Below are 18,289 nucleotides of genomic sequence, written 5' to 3'. Positions count from 1 at the left end.
GGTTACTTCGCCTCGGCAGATTTAAGGCCATCGATCAGCTGGTCGAGTTTGTCGTTGCTCATGAAGCTGCACATGTGCAGGTCGTTGACCAGCATGACGGGCGAGTCGGCGCAGGCGCCCAGGCACTCGGACTGCTGCAGCGTGAACAGGCCGTCTGCGGTCGTGCCGCCCATGGTCACACCCAGCTTGTGCTCCAGATAGGCCAGCGCCCTGGTGCCCTCGCGCAGCTGGCACGGCAGGTTGGTACAGACGTTGATCTTGTACTTGCCCACCGGCTGCTGGTTGTACATGTTGTAGAAGGTCGTGACCTCGTGCACGGCAATCGGCGCCATGCCGAGGTAGGCGGCAACCAGCTTCTCACTCTCGGCGCTCACGTAGCCCAGCTCTTCCTGCACGATGGCCAGGCAGGCCATGACGGCCGACTGCTTCTGGTCGGCCGGGTACTTGGCGACCTCGCGGGAAAAACGGTCCAGGGTCTGCGCTGACAGCGCAGACGTTTGCGTTGGGTTGGATTCAGAAGTCATAGATTTTCAGCGGTCAATTTCGCCAAACACAATGTCCATCGTGCCGATGACGGCGACCGCATCGGCAATCATGTGGCCACGCGACATTTCGTCCATGGCCGCCAGGTGCGGAAAGCCGGGCGGCCGGATCTTCAGGCGATACGGCTTGTTGGCCCCGTCGCTGACGATGTAGATGCCGAACTCACCCTTGGGGTGTTCCACGGCGGCATAGGCCTCGCCTTCGGGCACGTGGAAGCCTTCGGTGAAGAGCTTGAAATGGTGGATCAGCTCTTCCATGTTGGACTTCATGGATTCGCGGTCGGGGGCAGCCACCTTGTGGTTGCTGGTGATCACCGGGCCGGGGTTCACGCGCAGCCAGTCCACACACTGCTTGATGATGCGGTTGGACTGGCGCATCTCCTCGATGCGGACCAGGTAGCGGTCGTAACAGTCGCCGGTCTTGCCGACCGGGACGTCGAAATCCATCTGGGCATAGACATCGTAGGGCTGCTGCTTGCGCAGGTCCCAGGCAAAACCGGAGCCCCTGAGCATGGGGCCGGTGAAACCCAGGTTCAGCGCGCGCTCGGGCGACACCACGCCGATGCCGACCGTGCGCTGTTTCCAGATGCGGTTGTCGGTCAGCAGGGTTTCGTACTCGTCCACATAACCCGGAAACTTGTTGGCGAAGTCGTCGATGAAGTCCAGCAGCGAACCCTGGCGGTTTTCGTTGAGTGCCTCGATCGCCTTGGCGTTCTTGATCTTGCTGACCTTGTACTGGGACATGGTCTCGGGCAGGTCGCGGTAAACGCCGCCCGGCCGGAAATAGGCCGCATGCATGCGCGCACCGGAGACGGCCTCGTACATGTCGAACAACGCCTCGCGCTCGCGGAAGCAGTAAATCAGGATGTTCATCGCGCCGCAGTCGAAACCGTGCGCGCCCAGCCAAAGCAGGTGGTTGAGCAGGCGCGTGATCTCGGAGAACATCACGCGGATGTATTGCGCGCGCACCGGCACGTCCACGCCTATGAGCTTTTCGATCGCCAGGCAGTAGGCATGCTCGTTGGACATCATCGACACGTAGTCGAGGCGGTCCATGTAGGGCAGCGACTGGATGTAGGTCTTGCTCTCGGCGAGTTTTTCGGTGGCGCGGTGCAGCAGCCCGATGTGCGGGTCGGCGCGCTGGATCACCTCGCCGTCGAGTTCGAGAACGAGGCGCAGCACACCGTGGGCGGCAGGGTGCTGCGGCCCGAAATTGAGCGTGTAGTTTTTGATTTCAGCCATGGGGTATCAAACTATGTAAAACCGGGCTGCCGCCGCCGCGCCGGGCCGCCCCCAACAAGGCAAGCCCCCTCGGGGGGCAGCGCAGCACACGAAGTGGCAAGCGTGGGGGCTCTTCATTGCAGTCCGCCGTAGTTGTCTTCACGAATCACGCGCGGGGTGGTTTCACGCGGTTCGATCGTCACCGGCTGGTAGATCACGCGTTTCTGCTCGGGGTCGTAACGCATCTCGACATGGCCCGTGGTCGGGAAGTCCTTGCGGAAAGGATGGCCGATGAAGCCGTAGTCGGTCAGGATGCGGCGCAGGTCGTTGTGGCCTTCGAAGATGATGCCGAACAGGTCGAACGCCTCGCGCTCGAACCAGTTGGCCGAATTCCACACCTCGGTGAGCGAGGCCACGACCGGGAAATCGTCGTCGCCGCAGAATACCTTGAGCCGCACCCGCTGGTTCAGGCTGACCGACAGCAGGTGCGATGCCACACAAAAACGACGACCGTCGTAACGGCCGTTGGCATATTCGGAGTAGTCGATGCCGCACAGGTCGATCAGTTGTTCGAACTGGCAGCCCGGGGTATCGCGCAGGATCAGCGCAGCGGCGAGGTAATCGGGCGCAGCCACGACGACCGTCAGTTCACCAAACGCAACGCTCACGCGTCTGGCTTTTTCACCGAGAGCGGCAGCAACAGTAGCTGCGAGTTGTTCAGCAGTAGCAGGATGCAGAGGACCCATCAAGCCCTCGCAATGGTGTTGGTGCGGCGGATTTTCTGCTGCAACTGGATGATGCCGTACAGCAGCGCTTCGGCCGTCGGCGGGCAGCCCGGCACATAAACGTCGACCGGCACGATGCGGTCACAGCCGCGAACGACCGAATAACTGTAGTGGTAATAACCGCCACCGTTGGCGCACGACCCCATGGACAGCACCCAGCGCGGCTCGGACATCTGGTCATACACCTTGCGCAAGGCCGGGCCCATCTTGTTGCACAGCGTGCCGGCGACGATCATCAGGTCGGACTGGCGCGGGCTGGGCCGGAACAACATGCCGAAGCGGTCGATGTCGTAACGCGCGGCGCCGGCGTGCATCATCTCGACGGCGCAGCAGGCCAGGCCGAAGGTCATGGGCCAGAGCGACCCGGTCTTGGCCCAGTTGACCACCGAGTCGTAACTCGTGGTCATGAAGCCTTCGTTGAAAACACCTTCTAGTGACATACCCGTCCCTTTGTGGCGGCTGCGCCTGCAACCGCTGAGTCTTGGTGAGCTATTCCCAGTCCAGGGCGCCTTTTTTCCACTCGTAGGCAAAGCCGACGACCAGAATGCCGAGGAAAATCATCATGGACCAGAAGCCCACCGGACCGATTTCCTTGAGCGCCACGGCCCACGGAAACAGGAAAGCGATTTCGAGGTCGAAAAGAATGAACAGGATGGCGACGAGGTAATAACGCACATCGAACTTCATGCGGGCATCTTCAAACGCCTCGAAGCCACACTCATAGGGGGAATTTTTTTCGCTGTCCGGCTTGTTCGGACCGAGCAGACGGCCCAGCAACTGGGGCACCACGCCGACAGCCACGCCCACCAGGATAAACAACAGGACGGGGAGGTATTGGTCGAGGTTCATCGTCGATTCAACTTCTGCAAGCCGCTTGTGCTGGATGCCAGTTTGCTGTTCAAGGCCTGGGCCCTGCCTGAGCAGTACTGGCCAGTGCCTGTAGGTGGTGCGGACGGCGAGACTCGAACTCGCACAGCTTTCGCCACTACCCCCTCAAGATAGCGTGTCTACCAATTTCACCACGTCCGCGGTTTTTAGCTGTCCGGATTGCATGAGGAACCTTGCGGCTTTTGGCTTTCCGGGCAGTCTCAGAGTTTACTCTGAATTTGCACCGTTCCCTGAGCAGAACGGCACCTTTGTGGCGCTATTTCGTCGGGATTTGACCTGCACCAGAAGCGGCCGGCGCAGGCGGTACGGCAACCGCACCGGCGGTGGGTGCGGGGGTGGCCGTGCCGGGGATTTGGCCGGCACCGGGAGCGACCGGCGCTGGCGCCGTGGTGGCCGCGCCTTCCAGCACGCTGGTGCCGGTCTGTGGACGCGCGTTGCCGAAGTAGGCCAGCGCCAGGGTACAGACAAAAAACACGGCCGCCAGGACAGCCGTCGTGCGCGACAGGAAGTTGGCACTGCCGCTGGCGCCAAACAGGCTGCCGGAACCGCCGCTGCCAAAAGCCGCCCCCATGTCGGCGCCCTTGCCGTGCTGCACAAGGATCAGGCCGATCATGCCCAGCGCGGTGATCATCTGGACCGCCAGAACAATGGTTAACAAAACGTTCATATTTACTCCTAATTGAATAGCGTGCTCCGCCCGTCAGACGGCGGCTGCAGCAATAATCGTCAAAAACTCGGGGGCCTTGAGCGACGCGCCGCCGATCAGGCCGCCGTCGATGTCGGGCTGGCTCAGCAGCGTTGCGGCATTGGCCGCATTCATGCTTCCGCCATACAGAATTTTCACGCGCGCGGACTGGTCCGTCGCCGCCTTGAGCTGGGCCCTGAGCACCGCATGCACGGCTTGCGCCTGCTCGGGTGTCGCGGTCCTGCCGGTGCCGATCGCCCAGACCGGTTCATAGGCCACGACGATCTCGCTGATGCAGTGGCCATTGGCATGAATCACGGCCGCCAGCTGGCGCTTGACAACACTTTCCGTCTGCCCTGCTTCGCGTTCTGCCAGCGTCTCACCGACACAGACAATCGGCGTGATGCCCAGTGCCAGCGCCTGCTGCGCCTTCTCGGCGACCAGCGCATCGGTCTCGAAGTGGTACTGGCGGCGCTCCGAGTGGCCGACGATGGCGTAACGGCAGCCGAAGTCCTTCAGCATGGACGCGCTGACTTCACCGGTGTAGGCCCCGGAAGCCTTGGCCGAGACGTCCTGCGCACCCAGATCAATGGAAGCCAGTGCCGGCAAGGCCTGGGCCAGCGCCTGGAACTGTGCCAGATACGGCGCCGGCACACACACCGCCACCGCACAGCCCGGCTGCGCCGGCAAACCGGCCGCCAGGGCCTGCAGCAAGGCCTCATTGGCAGCCAGGCTGCCGTTCATTTTCCAGTTTCCTGCAATCAGTTTTTTCATGCTGCCGGTGCCTGCCAGGTCAAAACAATTTTGCCGATGTGCTGGTTCGACTCCATCAGCGCATGGGCTTTGGCCGCGTCGGCCGCAGCAAAGGTGCTGTGAATCACGGGTTTGATCGCGCCGCTGGCCAGCAGCGGCCAGACTTTTTCCTTCAGGGCTGCGGCAATCGCGGACTTGAACTCGATCGAACGCGGCCGCAGGGTCGAACCGGTGACGGTCAGGCGTTTGCGCAGCACCAGGCCGGCATTGAACTCGGCCTTGAGGCCGCCCTGCACGGCAATGATCACCAGGCGGCCGTCTTCGGCAAGGCACTCGACTTCACGCGCCACGTAGCTGCCGGCGACCATGTCGAGAATGACATTGACGCCCTGGCCTGCCGTGAGCTTTTTGACCTCTTCGGCAAAGTCGCTGGTCTTGTAGTTGATCGCGTGGTCGGCACCGAGGGCCAGGCAGGCGGCGCATTTGTCGTCGCTGCCGGCCGTGACCAGCACCGTGGCGCCCAGCGCCTTGGCCATCTGGATGGCCGTCACGCCGATGCCGCTGGAGCCGCCCTGGATCAACAGGGTTTCGCCCTTTTGCAAGCGCACCCGGTCAAAAACATTGCTCCAGACGGTAAAAAATGTTTCGGGCAGCGAGGCTGCCTCGATATCGCTGAGGCCCGCCGGCACCGGCAGGCACTGACCCACTGGCGCCACACACAGCTCGGCGTAACCGCCGCCCGCCACCAGTGCGCAGACACGGTCGCCCACTTTCAGGCCGGCTTGCGCCATGGCCGCGGCGTCGCCGCCAACAACCACGCCGGCCACTTCCAGCCCGGGAATGTCCGACGCCCCGGGCGGCACCGGGTAGTTGCCGGTGCGCTGCAGGACATCGGGGCGATTCACCCCGCTGGCACTGACGCGGATCAGCAACTCGCCTTCGCCGGCAACCGGCGCCGGCCGCTCGCCCAGACGCAGAACGTCGGGCGGACCATAGGAGGTGATTTCAACGGCTTTCATTAAACTTTCCAGTCATTTGTGGCCACAGCCCCCGACTGGCGGGCGCAAGCAGCTACAAATAAGATAGCAGATTAGCCCTGGTCCTGGCCTTGAGCCGGACGGTCGAGCAGCGCCTTCATGGACAGCTTGACGCGGCCTTTTTCGTCGGTTTCCAGAACCTTGACCTTGACGATCTGGCCTTCGCTCAGGTAGTCGGTGACGCGCTCGACACGCTCGTGGGCGATCTGGCTGATGTGCAGCAGGCCGTCCTTGCCGGGCAACAGGTTGACGAGGGCGCCGAAGTCCAGGATCTTGGTGATCGCGCCTTCGTAGACCTTGCCAATTTCGACTTCGGCGGTGATCTCGGCGATGCGGCGTTTGGCTTCATCGGCCTTGGCGCTGTCGTTCGACGCGATCGTGATGGTGCCGTCTTCCTCGATGTTGATCTGCGTGCCGGTTTCTTCGGTCAGCGCACGAATGACGGCGCCGCCCTTGCCGATCACGTCACGGATTTTCTCGGGGTTGATCTTCATGACATACAGGCGCGGTGCGAAGTCAGAGACCTCGGCCTTGGCTTCGCCCATGGCTTCCTGCATCTTGCCGAGGATGTGCATGCGGGCTTCCTTGGCCTGGGCCAGCGCGACCTGCATGATTTCCTTCGTGATGCCCTGGATCTTGATGTCCATCTGCAGCGCGGTGATGCCGGCGGTGGTACCGGCCACCTTGAAGTCCATGTCGCCCAGGTGATCTTCGTCACCCAGGATGTCGGTCAGCACGGCAAAGCGGTTGTCTTCCTTGATCAGGCCCATGGCGATGCCGGCCACGTGAGCCTTCATCGGCACGCCGGCGTCCATCAGCGACAGGCAGCCGCCGCAGACCGAAGCCATCGACGAGGAGCCGTTGGACTCGGTGATCTCGCTGACGACACGCATGGTGTACGGAAACTCTTCCTTGGTCGGCAACACGGCGATCAGCGCGCGCTTGGCGAGGCGGCCGTGGCCGATTTCGCGGCGTTTCGGGCTGCCCACACGGCCGGTTTCGCCGGTGGCGAACGGAGGCATGTTGTAGTGCAGCATGAAGCGGTCTTCATAGTCGCCCGACAAGGCGTCGATGCGCTGTGCATCGCGCTCGGTGCCCAGCGTGGTGATCACCAGCGCCTGGGTCTCGCCGCGCGTGAACAGGGCCGAACCGTGGGTACGGGGCAGCACGCTGTTGCGGATTTCGATGGGGCGCACGGTGCGCGTGTCGCGGCCATCAATGCGGGGATCGCCGGCCAGGATCTGGCTGCGCACGATTTTGGCTTCGATGTCGAACAGCATGCCTTCGACGGCAACACCGTCGAATTCGACGCCCTCGGCCTTCAGGCCCATCTTGGTCCAGGTGGTCACTTCGCGCGTGGCGTGGGTGCGGGCCTGCTTGTTGCGGATCTGGTAAGCCTTGACGAGCTTTTCTTCGGCCAGCGCAACCACCTTGGCGATCAGCACCTCGTCCTTGGCAGGCGCACGCCAGTCCCAGACCGGCTTGCCGGCATCACGAACAAGTTCGTGAATCGCGTTGATCGCGATGTTGCCCTGCTCATGGCCAAACACGATGGCGCCGAGCATGATTTCTTCGGACAGCTGCTGGGCTTCGGACTCGACCATCAGCACGGCGGCTTCGGTGCCGGCCACAACCAGATCCATTTTCGAATCCTTCAGCTGGGTCTTGCCGGGGTTCAGCACGTACTGGCCGTCGATGTAGGCCACGCGGGCCGCGCCTATCGGGCCATTGAAAGGAATGCCGGAAATAGCCAGCGCGGCGCTGGATGCGATCAGCGCAGGAATGTCGCCTTCGACTTCAGGATTGAGCGACAACACATGGATCACGACCTGCACTTCATTGAAGAAGCCTTCGGGGAACAGGGGGCGGATCGGGCGGTCGATCAGGCGCGAGGTCAGTGTTTCAAACTCGCTGGGACGGCCTTCGCGCTTGAAGAAGCTGCCGGGAATGCGGCCGGCGGCGTAGGTTTTTTCGAGATAGTCGACCGTCAGGGGAAAGAAGTCCTGACCGGGCTTGGCCTCGGTTTTGGCAACCACGGTGGCCAGCACCACGGTGCCATCCATATCCAGCAACACGGCGCCGCCGGACTGGCGTGCGACTTCGCCGGTTTCCATCGTGACCTTGTGCTGACCCCATTGGAAAGTCTTGCTGACTTTGTTGAAAATGCTCATGTTTTTTTCTCCACTTGACTGGGTGCATGAGGCTGCACCTGAAGCCCGGAGCGGGGACAAATCGAACACGATGCCATTCCACAAAACACCTGCGCCCAGGATTTTTCTTGTGGAATGACACAGCGCGTGCTCTTTTTGCCTTGCTCCGAAGTAAGCCAGTTATGCCTGCGGCATTCCTGGAATTTTGTACATTTTGAAGTAAAAAACGCCTGAGCTAGTGAACTAACTCAGGCGCTTTGCAGTCGTTTTAGCGCTTATTTGCGCAGGCCAAGCTTGGCGATCAACGCAACATAACGGGCTGCGTCCTTGGACTTCAGGTAATCCAGCAGCTTGCGGCGGCGGCTCACCATGCGCAGCAGGCCACGGCGACCGTGGTGATCCTTGGCGTGGGTCTTGAAATGGGGCATCAGTTCATTGATGCGGCCGGTCAGCAGGGCCACTTGAACTTCTGGGCTGCCGGTGTCGCCAGCGGCGCGTGCGTTGGCCTGAACGATGTCGGCCTTGATGGATTTCGCGATCATGGGTTTTCCTTGGAAATTACTTGCGAGCGGTACAGTGTTCCCGACGTGGGAGTTGACCGTGGCCGCCGTGTTCTGCAACGCGCCGCTTCTTCAGAATGAAAAAGCACGCTTTTGCGCAGAGCCTTGGATTATAGCCCAGTCTCCGGGCCGGCTCAGGCGCCCGGCAGCCAGCGGGCCAGGCGCTCCACGCCCTGCCCCAGCCTGGCGACGTCCCGGCTTGCAAAACACCAGCGCAGCCAGCCCTGGGCCTCGGGCGCCGGGTTGACCATGAAGGCATTGCCGGGGGCCAGCCCGAGGCCGGCCTCCACCACCAGGCGTTTGGCGGTGGCCAGCGAATCGCCGAAGCGCGCCTGGTCCGACAGCCTGAAAAACGCATACATGCCGCCCCGGGCCGGGGCCACTTCCACACCCGGCAGCGCCTGCAGCAGCGGCACCAGCGTGTCGCGGCAGGTTTTCAGGTGCGCCACCAATTGCGGCGTGACGTCATCGGTTCTTGCCAGCGCCACCAGGGCGGCCCGCTGGACGAACACCGGGGCGCACGAGGTATTGAACTCCACCAGCTTGCCCATGTGCGGCGTCATGCCGGGTGGCATCACCAGCCAGCCCAGGCGCCAGCCGGTCATCAAAAAGCTCTTGGAAAAGCTGTGGACGACCAGCAGCCGGTCTTCCGGGGCCGCAATATCGAGGAAACTCGGCGCGCAGCCATTTTCCGTGGGCTCGAAATAAAGCCGCTCGTACACCTCGTCGGCCAGAATCCAGGTGCCGGTGCGGCGGCAGTGCGCGAGCAGGGTTTCCTGCTCGGCGCGGCTCAGGGTCCAGCCGGTCGGGTTGTTCGGTGCGTTGACGATCAACAGCCGGGTCCGGGGCGTGATGGCCGCCAGCAACTCGTCCATATCGAGTTGCCACTGGCTGGCCACCGGCCGCAGGCTCACGCAGCGCAGCTTCGCGCCCATGATCAGCGGCTGCGCGGTCAGGTTGGGCCAGACCGGCGTCACCGCCACCACCTCATCGCCGGCATCCACCAGCGCCTGCATCGCCAGCATCAGGGCGTTCACGCCGCCCGAGGTGACAGCAATACGGTCCGCATCAATCGCTGCCGCGCCGCAGCAGCGCAAGCCGGTGGCGTAACGCGCAATCGCTTCGCGCAGCTCCGGCAGGCCCAGGTTGTGCGCGTAAAAAGTCTCGCCCTGCTGCAGCGAGGCGATGGCGGCATCGCGGATGAAGGCGGGCGTGACCTCGTCACTTTCACCAAACCAGAACTTGAGCACATCGCTGCGCCCCATGCCGGCATTGGCCACCTGGCGGATCATCGATTCTTCGAGGTCTAAAACGGCTTGTCTCATGCGGGTCTTTCTGCGAAGGGTGGCGTTGGCGTGCGGTTCAGGGCCGCTGCATCTTGCAGTTGTGCGGCTGGCTGGAGCGCGCGGCATCGATGGTCTTGATCACCCGGAAGCCATAACCCGAGCCCTCCACATCGAACCGGACACCGGGTGCCCCCTGCCGGTCCATCACGGCCACCAGCAGCGGCTGCTGGAACTGGTGGTCGGCGCCGCGCATCACACCCTTGTGGCCGGCAAACAGCACCGTCGCCTTTTCCAGCTGCGCGGCGACGGCGGCGGACTCCACCGTGCGGGCTTTTTCGATGCTCTGCGCCAGGGCTTCCACCATCAGCTGCATGCGCATGTGCACATAGTCGTCCTGGGGTTTCGGAAAACGCTGGCGGAAGGACTGGTAAAACGCTTCCGACTGGGCACCCGGTTCATTGGGAAACCATTCGGCCACAGCGATCACCTTGCCGACGCCGGCATCCCCCAGCGCGGCGGGCACGCCCAGTGCATTGCCGTAAAAAGTGTAAAAGCTGCCTTCAAAACCCACATCCCTCGCGGCCTTGACCAGCAGGGTCAGATCGTTCCCCCAGTTGCCGGTGAGCACGGCCTGAGCGCCGCTGGCCTTGATCTTGGCGGCATAGGGAAGAAAGTCCTTGACGCGGCCCATCGGGTGCAACTCGTCGCCGACGATCTGCACATCGGGGCGCTGGGCACCCAGCTGCCGGCGGGCTTCGCGCAGCACGGCCTGGCCAAAGCTGTAGTCCTGCCCGATCAGGTAGATGCTCTTGACCGCCTTGTCTTCCTTGAGCACATCCATCAGCGCGGCCATGCGCATGTCGGCGTGGGCATCGAAACGGAAGTGCCAGTAGCTGCATTTTTCATTGGTCAGCACCGGATCCACCGCGGAATAATTCAGGTACAGCGCGCGCTGGGCCGGCTGGCGCTCATTGTGTTTGTTGATCGCATCAATCAGCACCGCGGCCGTCGACGACGAGTTGCCCTGGGTCACCAGCGTGATCCCGTCATCCAGGGCGGAGCGCAGGGCCGACAGGGCCTCCTCGTTCTGGCCCTTGCTGTCGTAGCGCTCGAACACCAGCGGGCGATTGCCGCCGGGCAGCTTGAGGCCGCCGCGCGCATTGACGCGCTCCGCCGCCCACACCAGGTTGCGGAACACGGCTTCGCCTGTATTGGCAAACGGCCCGGACAGGCTCTCGATCAGCGCGACGCGGACCGGGGCTGGCGCCGCCGCGGGCTGCTGTGCGGAGGCACTGGCCGACCACAGACAGGCGCTCGCGCCTAGGGCCAGTACGGCACGTTTCAAGGTTCGATGACTGAAAAAATACATTCTGGAATTTCCTTGAAATACGCCTTGGCACGCTTACCTGCTGTGCATGCGGCGATCACGATTGGGAGCCGCGAAGTGTAAGGGGAAAAATTTCCCGCCCAACCCAAAGGAGTCCTTATGTTTTATTCACTTGCCGGCCGTCCTGCACGAAGCTTTCAGCGTCCCGCCTCCTCGCTGGTCAGCAACGGCGCCCTTGACAAATTCCTGAGCGACACCCTGGGCGCCCTGTCCGACAGCCGCCCCGCCCAATCGGCGTCGGTGGAAGACGGTGACAAGGCCTATTCACTGCAACTGGACGTTCCGGGCCTGGCCAGGGAACAGCTGGACATCGGCATCGAAGGTGATGTGGTGCGTATTGCCAGCAAAGCCGATGCCGCACGCACGGTCAAGGCGGCTTACCGTTTTCCTGTGGAAATCGACGCCGCCGCAAGCACCGCCAAACTGGCAAACGGCGTGCTGACCTTGACGCTGGGCAAAAAAGTCCCGGTCAGCAACGTGGCCCAGCTGACGATTCAGTAGAACTGGCCCCCACGTTCGCTCACTGCGTGTAGCTCTCTGCCCCCCGAGGGGGCGCGTTTTTCCTTGGGGCGGCCCGGCGGAAAAACCTGGCCGCCAAGGTCGCTCACTGTGTGTAGCTCTCTGCGCCGCCGCCAAACCGGGTCAGGCTGTGATTTCCGCCAGACCCCAGCGCGGCTTCACGTCAAAGGTGTAGCCGCGCTGCAGGCTTTCCAGGCCTGCCTGCAGCCGCATGCCGGCCGCCAGCGCGATCATGGCGCCGTTGTCGGTGCACAAATGCATTTCCGGGTAATGCACCCGAATCCCCTTTTTGCTGCAGGCCGCGTTGAGCTGTTCACGCAGCAAGGCATTGGCCCCCACGCCACCGGCCACCACCAGCCGTGTCAAGCCGGTCTGCTCCAGCGCTTTCAACGATTTTTTGACCAGCACTTCCACAATGGCCGCCTGCGTCGAGGCCGCCAGGTCGGCCCGGGCCTGCTCGCCCATGGGCTCGCCGAGTTTTTTGGCCTGCGTCAGCACTGCGGTTTTCAGGCCGGAAAATGAAAAATCGAGGTCGCCGCTGTGCAGCAGCGGCCGGGGCAGCTTGAAGGCCTGGGCGTCGCCGCCCAGCGCCAGCCTGGCCAGGTGCGGCCCGCCGGGGTAAGGCAGGCCCAGCAACTTGGCCGATTTGTCAAAGGCCTCGCCGGCCGCGTCGTCAATGGTTTCGCCCAGCAGCTCGTAGCTGCCCACCCGGTCCACCCGCATCAGCTGGGTGTGGCCGCCCGACACCAGCAACGCCACGAAGGAAAACTGTGGCGGGTCGGCGCTCAAAAAAGGCGAGAGCAAATGCCCCTCGAGGTGATGCACGCCCATCACCGGCTTGCCCAGCGCTGCCGCCAGTGAACAGGCCACGCCGGCGCCCACCAGCAGCGCGCCGGCCAGGCCCGGGCCGCGGGTGTAGGCCACCACGTCCACGTCGGCCAGCGAACGCTGCGCCTGGCCCAGCACCTCGCTGATCAGCGGCAGCACACGCCGGATGTGGTCGCGGCTGGCCAGTTCGGGCACCACGCCGCCGTAAGCCTGGTGCATGTCGATCTGGCTGTGCAGCGCGTGCGCCAGCAACGCCGGCACGCCCTGGCCCGCGGCGTCGACAAGCGCCACGCCGGTTTCGTCACAACTCGATTCAATTCCCAGTACAAGCATGGCACCCAGTGTAAAGCGCGGTGTGCCGTTCGCCCCGGGTCGGGGCCGAAAACGGCCCGGGGCATGAATGTTGCAGGACAATCACTGACCTTCCTTCCTTCCTTTGACTGAAACGATGAAATCCGGATTGAGCTTTCTGATTGCCGCCAGGCGTTGCGAAATCAACGACCTCGAGCAACTCACCCGCACCAGCGCGCTGGTCAACGTGATCGGGCGGCTGGTCCACGCACTGCAGAAGGAACGCGGCATTTCCAATGTTTTCCTGGGCTCGCAGGGCGCCCGGTTCGCCGCGCAGCTGCCCCGCCAGGTGCTCGATTGCCGGCAGGTCGAGGACGAGTTGCGCGCCAGCTTCGACCACCTGGACACCGATGCCGGCCACCTGAACAACGGCGCGCGGCTGTTCAGCCGCATTGCTTTTGTCCTGCATGAACTCGACGCCCTGCCCGCCCTGCGGGCCCGCATCGGCGCGCAGGGCGTGGCCGCGGCCGAGGTCACCACGGCATTCGTCAAGCTGATCGCCGGCCTGCTGGCCGTGGTCTTTGAAGCGGCCGACAGTGCCACCAACCCCGAGATTTCGCGGCTGCTGGTGGCCATGTTCAACTTCATGCAGGGCAAGGAGTTTGCCGGTCAGGAAAGGGCTTTCGGCGCGGCCACCTTCGCTTCGGGCCAGACCGACAGCCAGCGCCAGCAGCAATGGCTGCACCTGATCCAGTCGCAGGAACGCTGCGTGCAGGTGTTCAGCGACTTCTCGACACCGGCGCTGCGCGAACTGTGGCAAACCAGCCAGAGTCCCGCCACGCTGGCAGAGCTCGAACGCCTGCGCCGCATCGCCTGCTCGGTCGCGGCCGGCGCCCTCGACCCCAACCTGAGCCAGACCTGGTTCGACTGTTGCACCCACCGCATCGACGCCATGAAAGCCGTCGAGGACCAGCTGGCGGCCGAACTGCTGCAGCTGTGCGAACAGAAGATCGTGCAGGCCCGTGCCGAACTGCGCGACCACCAGATGATCCTCGCCGCGCTCACGGCGCAGGGCGGCAGCCTGCCAGTTGGGACGGGCCAGGCCGGTCCCGCGGCCACGTCTTATGGCCCGCACCTGGACCGCTCCATCCTCGAGCTGGTCCAGGACCAGGCGAGCCGGCTGCAGGCCATGAGCGACGAGCTGGAGACGGCGCGCGCCTCCCTCAATGAGCGAAAGCTCATCGAACGCGCCAAGGGTCTCCTGATGGCGCACCGCAAGCTCAGTGAAGAAGAGGCCTACAAGATGCTCCGGCAAACCGCCATGAACCAGAACCGCCGCCTGACCGATGTGGCCGAAGCCGTGCTGGCCATGGCGGATTACCTGGCCACCGGAACGCCCTGAATAGGCACAAGACCTGTGCCGCCTGAGGGCTCCGCACCATCATGGCGCACCCCGTCTGAGCGGGTTCTGCGCTCCCGGCGCAACGGCGACAAGCCGTTTTTCAGAGGCAAACAGCAACCCGTCCCCCAACATCAGAATCATCTGGCACGGTTGCTGCTTAGTTGATGGCATGAATGGGCCAACGGCGGTCCGTTCCAAAGTCATCCACGGCTTCACAGGACAACGGCGTCCATTTCCAGCCTGCTTGTGCAGGCCCGAAATGGGCGCCGTTTTGTTTTTCCGCTTTTGACCTTCTGCGCTTCTTTTTTCAGTCTTCTGTTTTGTCACTCAAGGAGTTCCACATGACGCAAACTTCCCCCGCTCCAGGCAAGCCGACACGCCGCGACTTCATCCGCAAAGCCGGTGCACTGGGCGGCGCCGCCACCTTCGGCATCGGCAACCCCGGCGCCTGGGCAGCCGGCTCCGATGCGCCCGAGAAGAAGGAAGTCAAGATCGGCTTCATTCCGCTGACCGACTGCGCCAGCGTGGTCATGGCTTCGGTCATGGGTTTTGACAAAAAACACGGCGTCACCATCATTCCCAGCAAGGAAGCCAGCTGGCCCGGCGTGCGCGACAAGCTGGTCAACGGCGAACTCGACTTTGCCCATGTGCTTTACGGCCTGATTTATGGCGTGCACATGGGAACCGCCGGCCCCAAGAAAGACATGGCCGTGCTGATGAACCTGAACCACAACGGCCAGGCCATCACACTCTCCAAGAAAATCGCCGACAAGGGCGCCGTGGACGGCGCCGGCTTGGCCAAATTGATGGCCTCCGACAAGCGCGAATACACCTTCGCGCAGACCTTTCCCACCGGCACCCATGCGATGTGGCTGTACTACTGGCTGGCAGCCAACGGCATCAACCCGATGAAGGACGCCAAGGTCATCACCGTGCCACCGCCGCAGATGGTGGCCAACATGCGCATCGGCAACATGGACGGCTTCTGTGTGGGCGAGCCCTGGAACCACCGCGCCATCATCGACGGCATTGGCGTGACCGCCACAACCACCCAGGACATCTGGAAGGACCACCCTGAAAAGGTGCTGGGAACGACGGCCGACTTCACCAAGAAGTACCCCAACACGGCGCGCGCCGTCACCGCCGCCATCATCGAAGCCGGCAAATGGATAGACGCCAGCCTGTCCAACAAGAACAAGATGGCTGAAACCATTGCCGAAAAAAGCTATGTCAACACCAGCGTCGATGCGATCAACCAGCGCATCCTGGGCCGTTACCAGAACGGCATGGGCAAGACCTGGGACGACCCGAACTACATGAAGTTCTTCAACGACGGTGCGGTCAACTTCCCCTACCTGTCCGACGGCATGTGGTTCCTGACGCAGCACAAGCGCTGGGGCCTGATCAAGGACCACCCCGACTACCTGGGCCTGGCCAAACAGATCAACCAGATCGACATCTACAAGGACGCCGCCGCTGCCGCCAAGGTCAGCGTGCCCAAGGACGTGATGCGCAGCCACAAGTTGATGGACGGCACGGTCTGGGACGGCAAGGACCCGAAAAAATACGCGGATTCTTTCAAGGTGAAAGCGTGAACGGCGCGGCGAGGGGCCCCACTTGTGGGGATCGACGCCCCCGGAGAACGCTTTCGGCGGCCGACACCTTTCAGCTTCGTCAGGCCTCACAACTCTGGAGGCCGCAGCGTGAGCCGCGCGGCGAGGGGCCCCAGCTCGCTGGGGATCGACGCCCGAGCGAACGCTTTCCGCTGCCGAAACCACACAAGCCCGATTCACCGCACGCTGCTGAGGCAGCGCGCCTGATCAAACTGCGTCAAGGAGATCACCATGGTCAGTGCCGTATTCCACAGCCCGCTTGAAGCTGCCACGCCGGCAGCCCGCAGCGGCGACAAACCCAGGGAGCCATCAGCTGCACATTTAATAGCTGACGGCGTCCATAACACGGGCGCTACAGCCCAAAACAACATGAAAACTACCGTGCCAGCCGCCGCGCCAGCGAAACCACCGCGGGACGCCTCCGTGCTCTGGCTGGGCATTCTGCCGCCGCTGCTGGGCCTGGGTTTGCTGGTGCTGGTCTGGGAACTGGTGTCCATGGGCACCGGCGCCAGCATCCCCTCACCGAAAGACACCTTCATCCAGGCCATCGAGATCTTCAAGGACCCGTTCTACAGCAAGGGCCCGAACGACCAGGGCGTGGGCTGGAACGTGCTGTCCTCGCTCAAACGCGTGGCCATGGGTTTCGGCCTGGCGGCCGTGGTGGGCATTCCGGTGGGTTTCATGATTGGCCGCTTCACCTTCCTGAGCCGCATGTTCAACCCCTTGATCAGCCTGTTGCGCCCGGTCTCGCCGCTGGCCTGGCTGCCGATCGGCCTGCTGGTGTTCAAGGGCGCCGATCCGGCCGCCATCTGGACCATCTTCATCTGCTCGATCTGGCCCATGATCATCAACACCGCCGTCGGCGTGCAACGCGTGCCGCAGGACTACATGAACGTGGCGCGCGTGCTCAACCTCAGCGAATGGAAGATTGTCACCAAGATCCTGTTCCCCGCCGTGCTGCCCTACATGCTGACCGGGGTGCGCCTGGCCGTCGGCACCGCCTGGCTGGTCATCGTCGCGGCCGAAATGCTGACCGGCGGCGTCGGCATCGGCTTCTGGGTCTGGGACGAGTGGAACAACCTCAATGTCAAGAACATCATCATCGCGATTTTCGTGATTGGCATCGTCGGGTTGGTACTGGAATTTGTGCTGATCAAGGTCGCCACGGCCTTCACGTTTGAAGAAGTGAAAAGTTAGGCCTCCGGCCTGCCAACCAAGGACGCATCATGAGTTCATTGACCACCAAATACATCGAGATCCAGGGCGTCGAACAGACCTTCAAGACCAAAAAAGGCCCGTTCTGCGCGCTGCAGAACATCAACCTGACGGTCGCGAAAGGGGAATTCGTCGCGCTGATCGGCCACTCGGGCTGCGGCAAGTCCACGCTGCTGAACCTGATGGCCGGCCTGACCACGCCAACGCAAGGCACGCTGCTCTGCGCCAACCGCGAAATCTCCGGTCCGGGCCCCGAGCGCGCCGTGGTGTTCCAGAACCACTCGCTGCTGCCCTGGCTCACCTGCTTTGAAAATGTCTACCTCGCGGTGGAGCGGGTGTTTGCAGCCAAAGAGAACAAGGCGCAACTCAAGGCCCGCACCGACGCGGCGCTGGCCATGGTCGGTCTCACCGCTGCAGCGCAAAAACGCCCTGGCGAAATCTCGGGCGGCATGAAGCAGCGGGTCGGCATTGCCCGCGCGCTGTGCATGGAGCCCAAGGTGTTGCTGCTGGACGAACCGTTTGGCGCCCTTGACGCCCTGACCCGCGCCAAGCTGCAGGACGAGCTGCTGCAGATCGTGGCGACCACTCAGAGTACCGTGGTCATGGTCACGCACGACGTGGACGAGGCGGTGCTCCTGTCCGACCGCATCGTGATGATGACCAACGGTCCCTCGGCCACCATCGGCGAAGTGCTGCACGTCGAGCTGCCGCGCCCGCGTGACCGGGTCGCCCTTGCCGAAAGTTCGCAGTACCTGCATTACCGCAAGGCAGTGATCGACTTCCTCTACACCCGCCAGGGCCACGTCGAAAAAGCTGCGTAACCGCCGGCCGAAAGGGCACACCACCCTGTGCCGTGACCGACACCGCGGCAGCTCGAACGGGAACAGGCCGCCTTGGCGAACGTGGTGCCCCTCGCCGGTCGGGCCGTGTTCCTGTTGGACGCCCGGCCGCCCGACTCTCCAGGGTGACTTCACCCCTGTCTTGCAGGCGCCACGGACTTCTGGCCCCGTGCAGCCCGGGACCGCAGCCGCACGCGGGCTTTCGCTCGCCGTCCGAGCTCCCCCATCCCTCTGCACCACCCCTACCCGCCATGGCCATCGGCCAGGGCCAGCGCTGGTCGCTTTCTG

At 63.2% G+C, this 18,289-nt stretch carries 18 protein-coding genes and 1 tRNA gene; 5 read left to right on the top strand and 14 right to left on the bottom strand.

Annotated elements, in window-relative coordinates; all coding sequences use genetic code 11:
• Positions 1-2 precede the first annotated feature (2 nt).
• The 13 genes from nuoE to B7G52_RS16690 form a co-directional block, all read right to left on the bottom strand.
• Positions 3-524 carry an NADH-quinone oxidoreductase subunit NuoE gene (nuoE, locus tag B7G52_RS16750; protein WP_096698686.1) on the bottom strand — a complete coding sequence of 174 codons (522 nt, stop codon included), beginning with the start codon at positions 522-524 and terminating at the stop codon, positions 3-5.
• Between the two features lie 6 nt (positions 525-530).
• Positions 531-1,784, bottom strand: a complete 1,254-nt coding sequence (locus B7G52_RS16745) for an NADH-quinone oxidoreductase subunit D (RefSeq protein WP_096665937.1) — start codon at positions 1,782-1,784, stop codon at positions 531-533.
• A gap of 113 nt (positions 1,785-1,897) precedes the next feature.
• Positions 1,898-2,509, bottom strand: a complete 612-nt coding sequence (locus B7G52_RS16740) for an NADH-quinone oxidoreductase subunit C (protein ID WP_096698685.1) — start codon at positions 2,507-2,509, stop codon at positions 1,898-1,900.
• On the bottom strand, positions 2,509-2,988 hold the full coding sequence (locus B7G52_RS16735) for an NADH-quinone oxidoreductase subunit B family protein (RefSeq protein WP_096665943.1): 480 nt from the start codon (positions 2,986-2,988) through the stop codon (positions 2,509-2,511). Before B7G52_RS16735 ends, B7G52_RS16740 begins: the two co-directional genes overlap by 1 nt.
• Before the next feature lie 49 nt (positions 2,989-3,037).
• The gene (locus B7G52_RS16730; protein ID WP_096665946.1) at positions 3,038-3,397 is read right to left on the bottom strand and encodes an NADH-quinone oxidoreductase subunit A; all 360 of its coding nucleotides are present in this window, start codon (positions 3,395-3,397) and stop codon (positions 3,038-3,040) included.
• 95 nt (positions 3,398-3,492) lie between these two features.
• Positions 3,493-3,577 (bottom strand) — tRNA-Leu (locus B7G52_RS16725).
• 115 nt (positions 3,578-3,692) lie between these two features.
• Complete coding sequence (gene secG, locus B7G52_RS16720) at positions 3,693-4,103, bottom strand: preprotein translocase subunit SecG (RefSeq protein WP_096698684.1); 411 nt, start codon at positions 4,101-4,103, stop codon at positions 3,693-3,695.
• A gap of 33 nt (positions 4,104-4,136) precedes the next feature.
• On the bottom strand, positions 4,137-4,895 hold the full coding sequence (gene tpiA / locus B7G52_RS16715) for a triose-phosphate isomerase (protein WP_096698683.1): 759 nt from the start codon (positions 4,893-4,895) through the stop codon (positions 4,137-4,139).
• Positions 4,892-5,893: an NAD(P)H-quinone oxidoreductase gene (locus B7G52_RS16710; protein ID WP_096698682.1), complete on the bottom strand. Its 1,002-nt coding sequence runs from the start codon at positions 5,891-5,893 to the stop codon at positions 4,892-4,894. The genes tpiA and B7G52_RS16710 overlap by 4 nt, the downstream gene beginning before the upstream one ends.
• A gap of 71 nt (positions 5,894-5,964) precedes the next feature.
• Positions 5,965-8,082, bottom strand: coding sequence for a polyribonucleotide nucleotidyltransferase (pnp, locus tag B7G52_RS16705; protein ID WP_096698681.1), 2,118 nt, complete (start codon positions 8,080-8,082; stop codon positions 5,965-5,967).
• 254 nt (positions 8,083-8,336) lie between these two features.
• Entirely contained in the window at positions 8,337-8,603 is a 267-nt protein-coding gene (gene rpsO, locus B7G52_RS16700; protein ID WP_096665963.1) for a 30S ribosomal protein S15, read from the bottom strand.
• 152 nt (positions 8,604-8,755) lie between these two features.
• Positions 8,756-10,033, bottom strand: coding sequence for a pyridoxal phosphate-dependent aminotransferase (locus B7G52_RS16695; RefSeq protein WP_096698680.1), 1,278 nt, complete (start codon positions 10,031-10,033; stop codon positions 8,756-8,758).
• On the bottom strand, positions 9,984-11,276 hold the full coding sequence (locus B7G52_RS16690; protein ID WP_096698679.1) for a branched-chain amino acid ABC transporter substrate-binding protein: 1,293 nt from the start codon (positions 11,274-11,276) through the stop codon (positions 9,984-9,986). Before B7G52_RS16690 ends, B7G52_RS16695 begins: the two co-directional genes overlap by 50 nt.
• Before the next feature lie 117 nt (positions 11,277-11,393).
• On the opposite strand from B7G52_RS16690, the gene B7G52_RS16685 reads away from it, so the two are divergent.
• Positions 11,394-11,795: an Hsp20/alpha crystallin family protein gene (locus tag B7G52_RS16685; protein ID WP_096698678.1), complete on the top strand. Its 402-nt coding sequence runs from the start codon at positions 11,394-11,396 to the stop codon at positions 11,793-11,795.
• Between the two features lie 141 nt (positions 11,796-11,936).
• On the opposite strand, the gene tsaD is transcribed toward B7G52_RS16685, so the two are convergent.
• Positions 11,937-12,974: a tRNA (adenosine(37)-N6)-threonylcarbamoyltransferase complex transferase subunit TsaD gene (gene tsaD, locus B7G52_RS16680; protein WP_096698677.1), complete on the bottom strand. Its 1,038-nt coding sequence runs from the start codon at positions 12,972-12,974 to the stop codon at positions 11,937-11,939.
• 115 nt (positions 12,975-13,089) lie between these two features.
• On the opposite strand from tsaD, the gene B7G52_RS16675 reads away from it, so the two are divergent.
• From B7G52_RS16675 to B7G52_RS16660, 4 genes are all read left to right on the top strand, one after another.
• The gene (locus B7G52_RS16675) at positions 13,090-14,334 is read left to right on the top strand and encodes a nitrate regulatory protein (RefSeq protein ID WP_096698676.1); all 1,245 of its coding nucleotides are present in this window, start codon (positions 13,090-13,092) and stop codon (positions 14,332-14,334) included.
• A 341-nt stretch (positions 14,335-14,675) separates the two neighbouring features.
• Positions 14,676-15,929 carry an ABC transporter substrate-binding protein gene (locus B7G52_RS16670; protein WP_096698675.1) on the top strand — a complete coding sequence of 418 codons (1,254 nt, stop codon included), beginning with the start codon at positions 14,676-14,678 and terminating at the stop codon, positions 15,927-15,929.
• Positions 15,930-16,178: 249 nt separating this feature from the next.
• Entirely contained in the window at positions 16,179-17,144 is a 966-nt protein-coding gene (ntrB, locus tag B7G52_RS16665) for a nitrate ABC transporter permease (protein WP_096698674.1), read from the top strand.
• Between the two features lie 29 nt (positions 17,145-17,173).
• Complete coding sequence (locus B7G52_RS16660; RefSeq protein ID WP_096698673.1) at positions 17,174-17,983, top strand: ABC transporter ATP-binding protein; 810 nt, start codon at positions 17,174-17,176, stop codon at positions 17,981-17,983.
• The last annotated feature ends 306 nt before the right edge of the window (positions 17,984-18,289 follow it).

The organism is Polaromonas sp. AER18D-145 (assembly GCF_002379095.1).
Classification (GTDB): domain Bacteria; phylum Pseudomonadota; class Gammaproteobacteria; order Burkholderiales; family Burkholderiaceae_C; genus Polaromonas.
The sequence above is the reverse complement of the archived record's forward strand: the minus strand, read 5'-3'. Positions and strand labels throughout refer to the sequence as shown.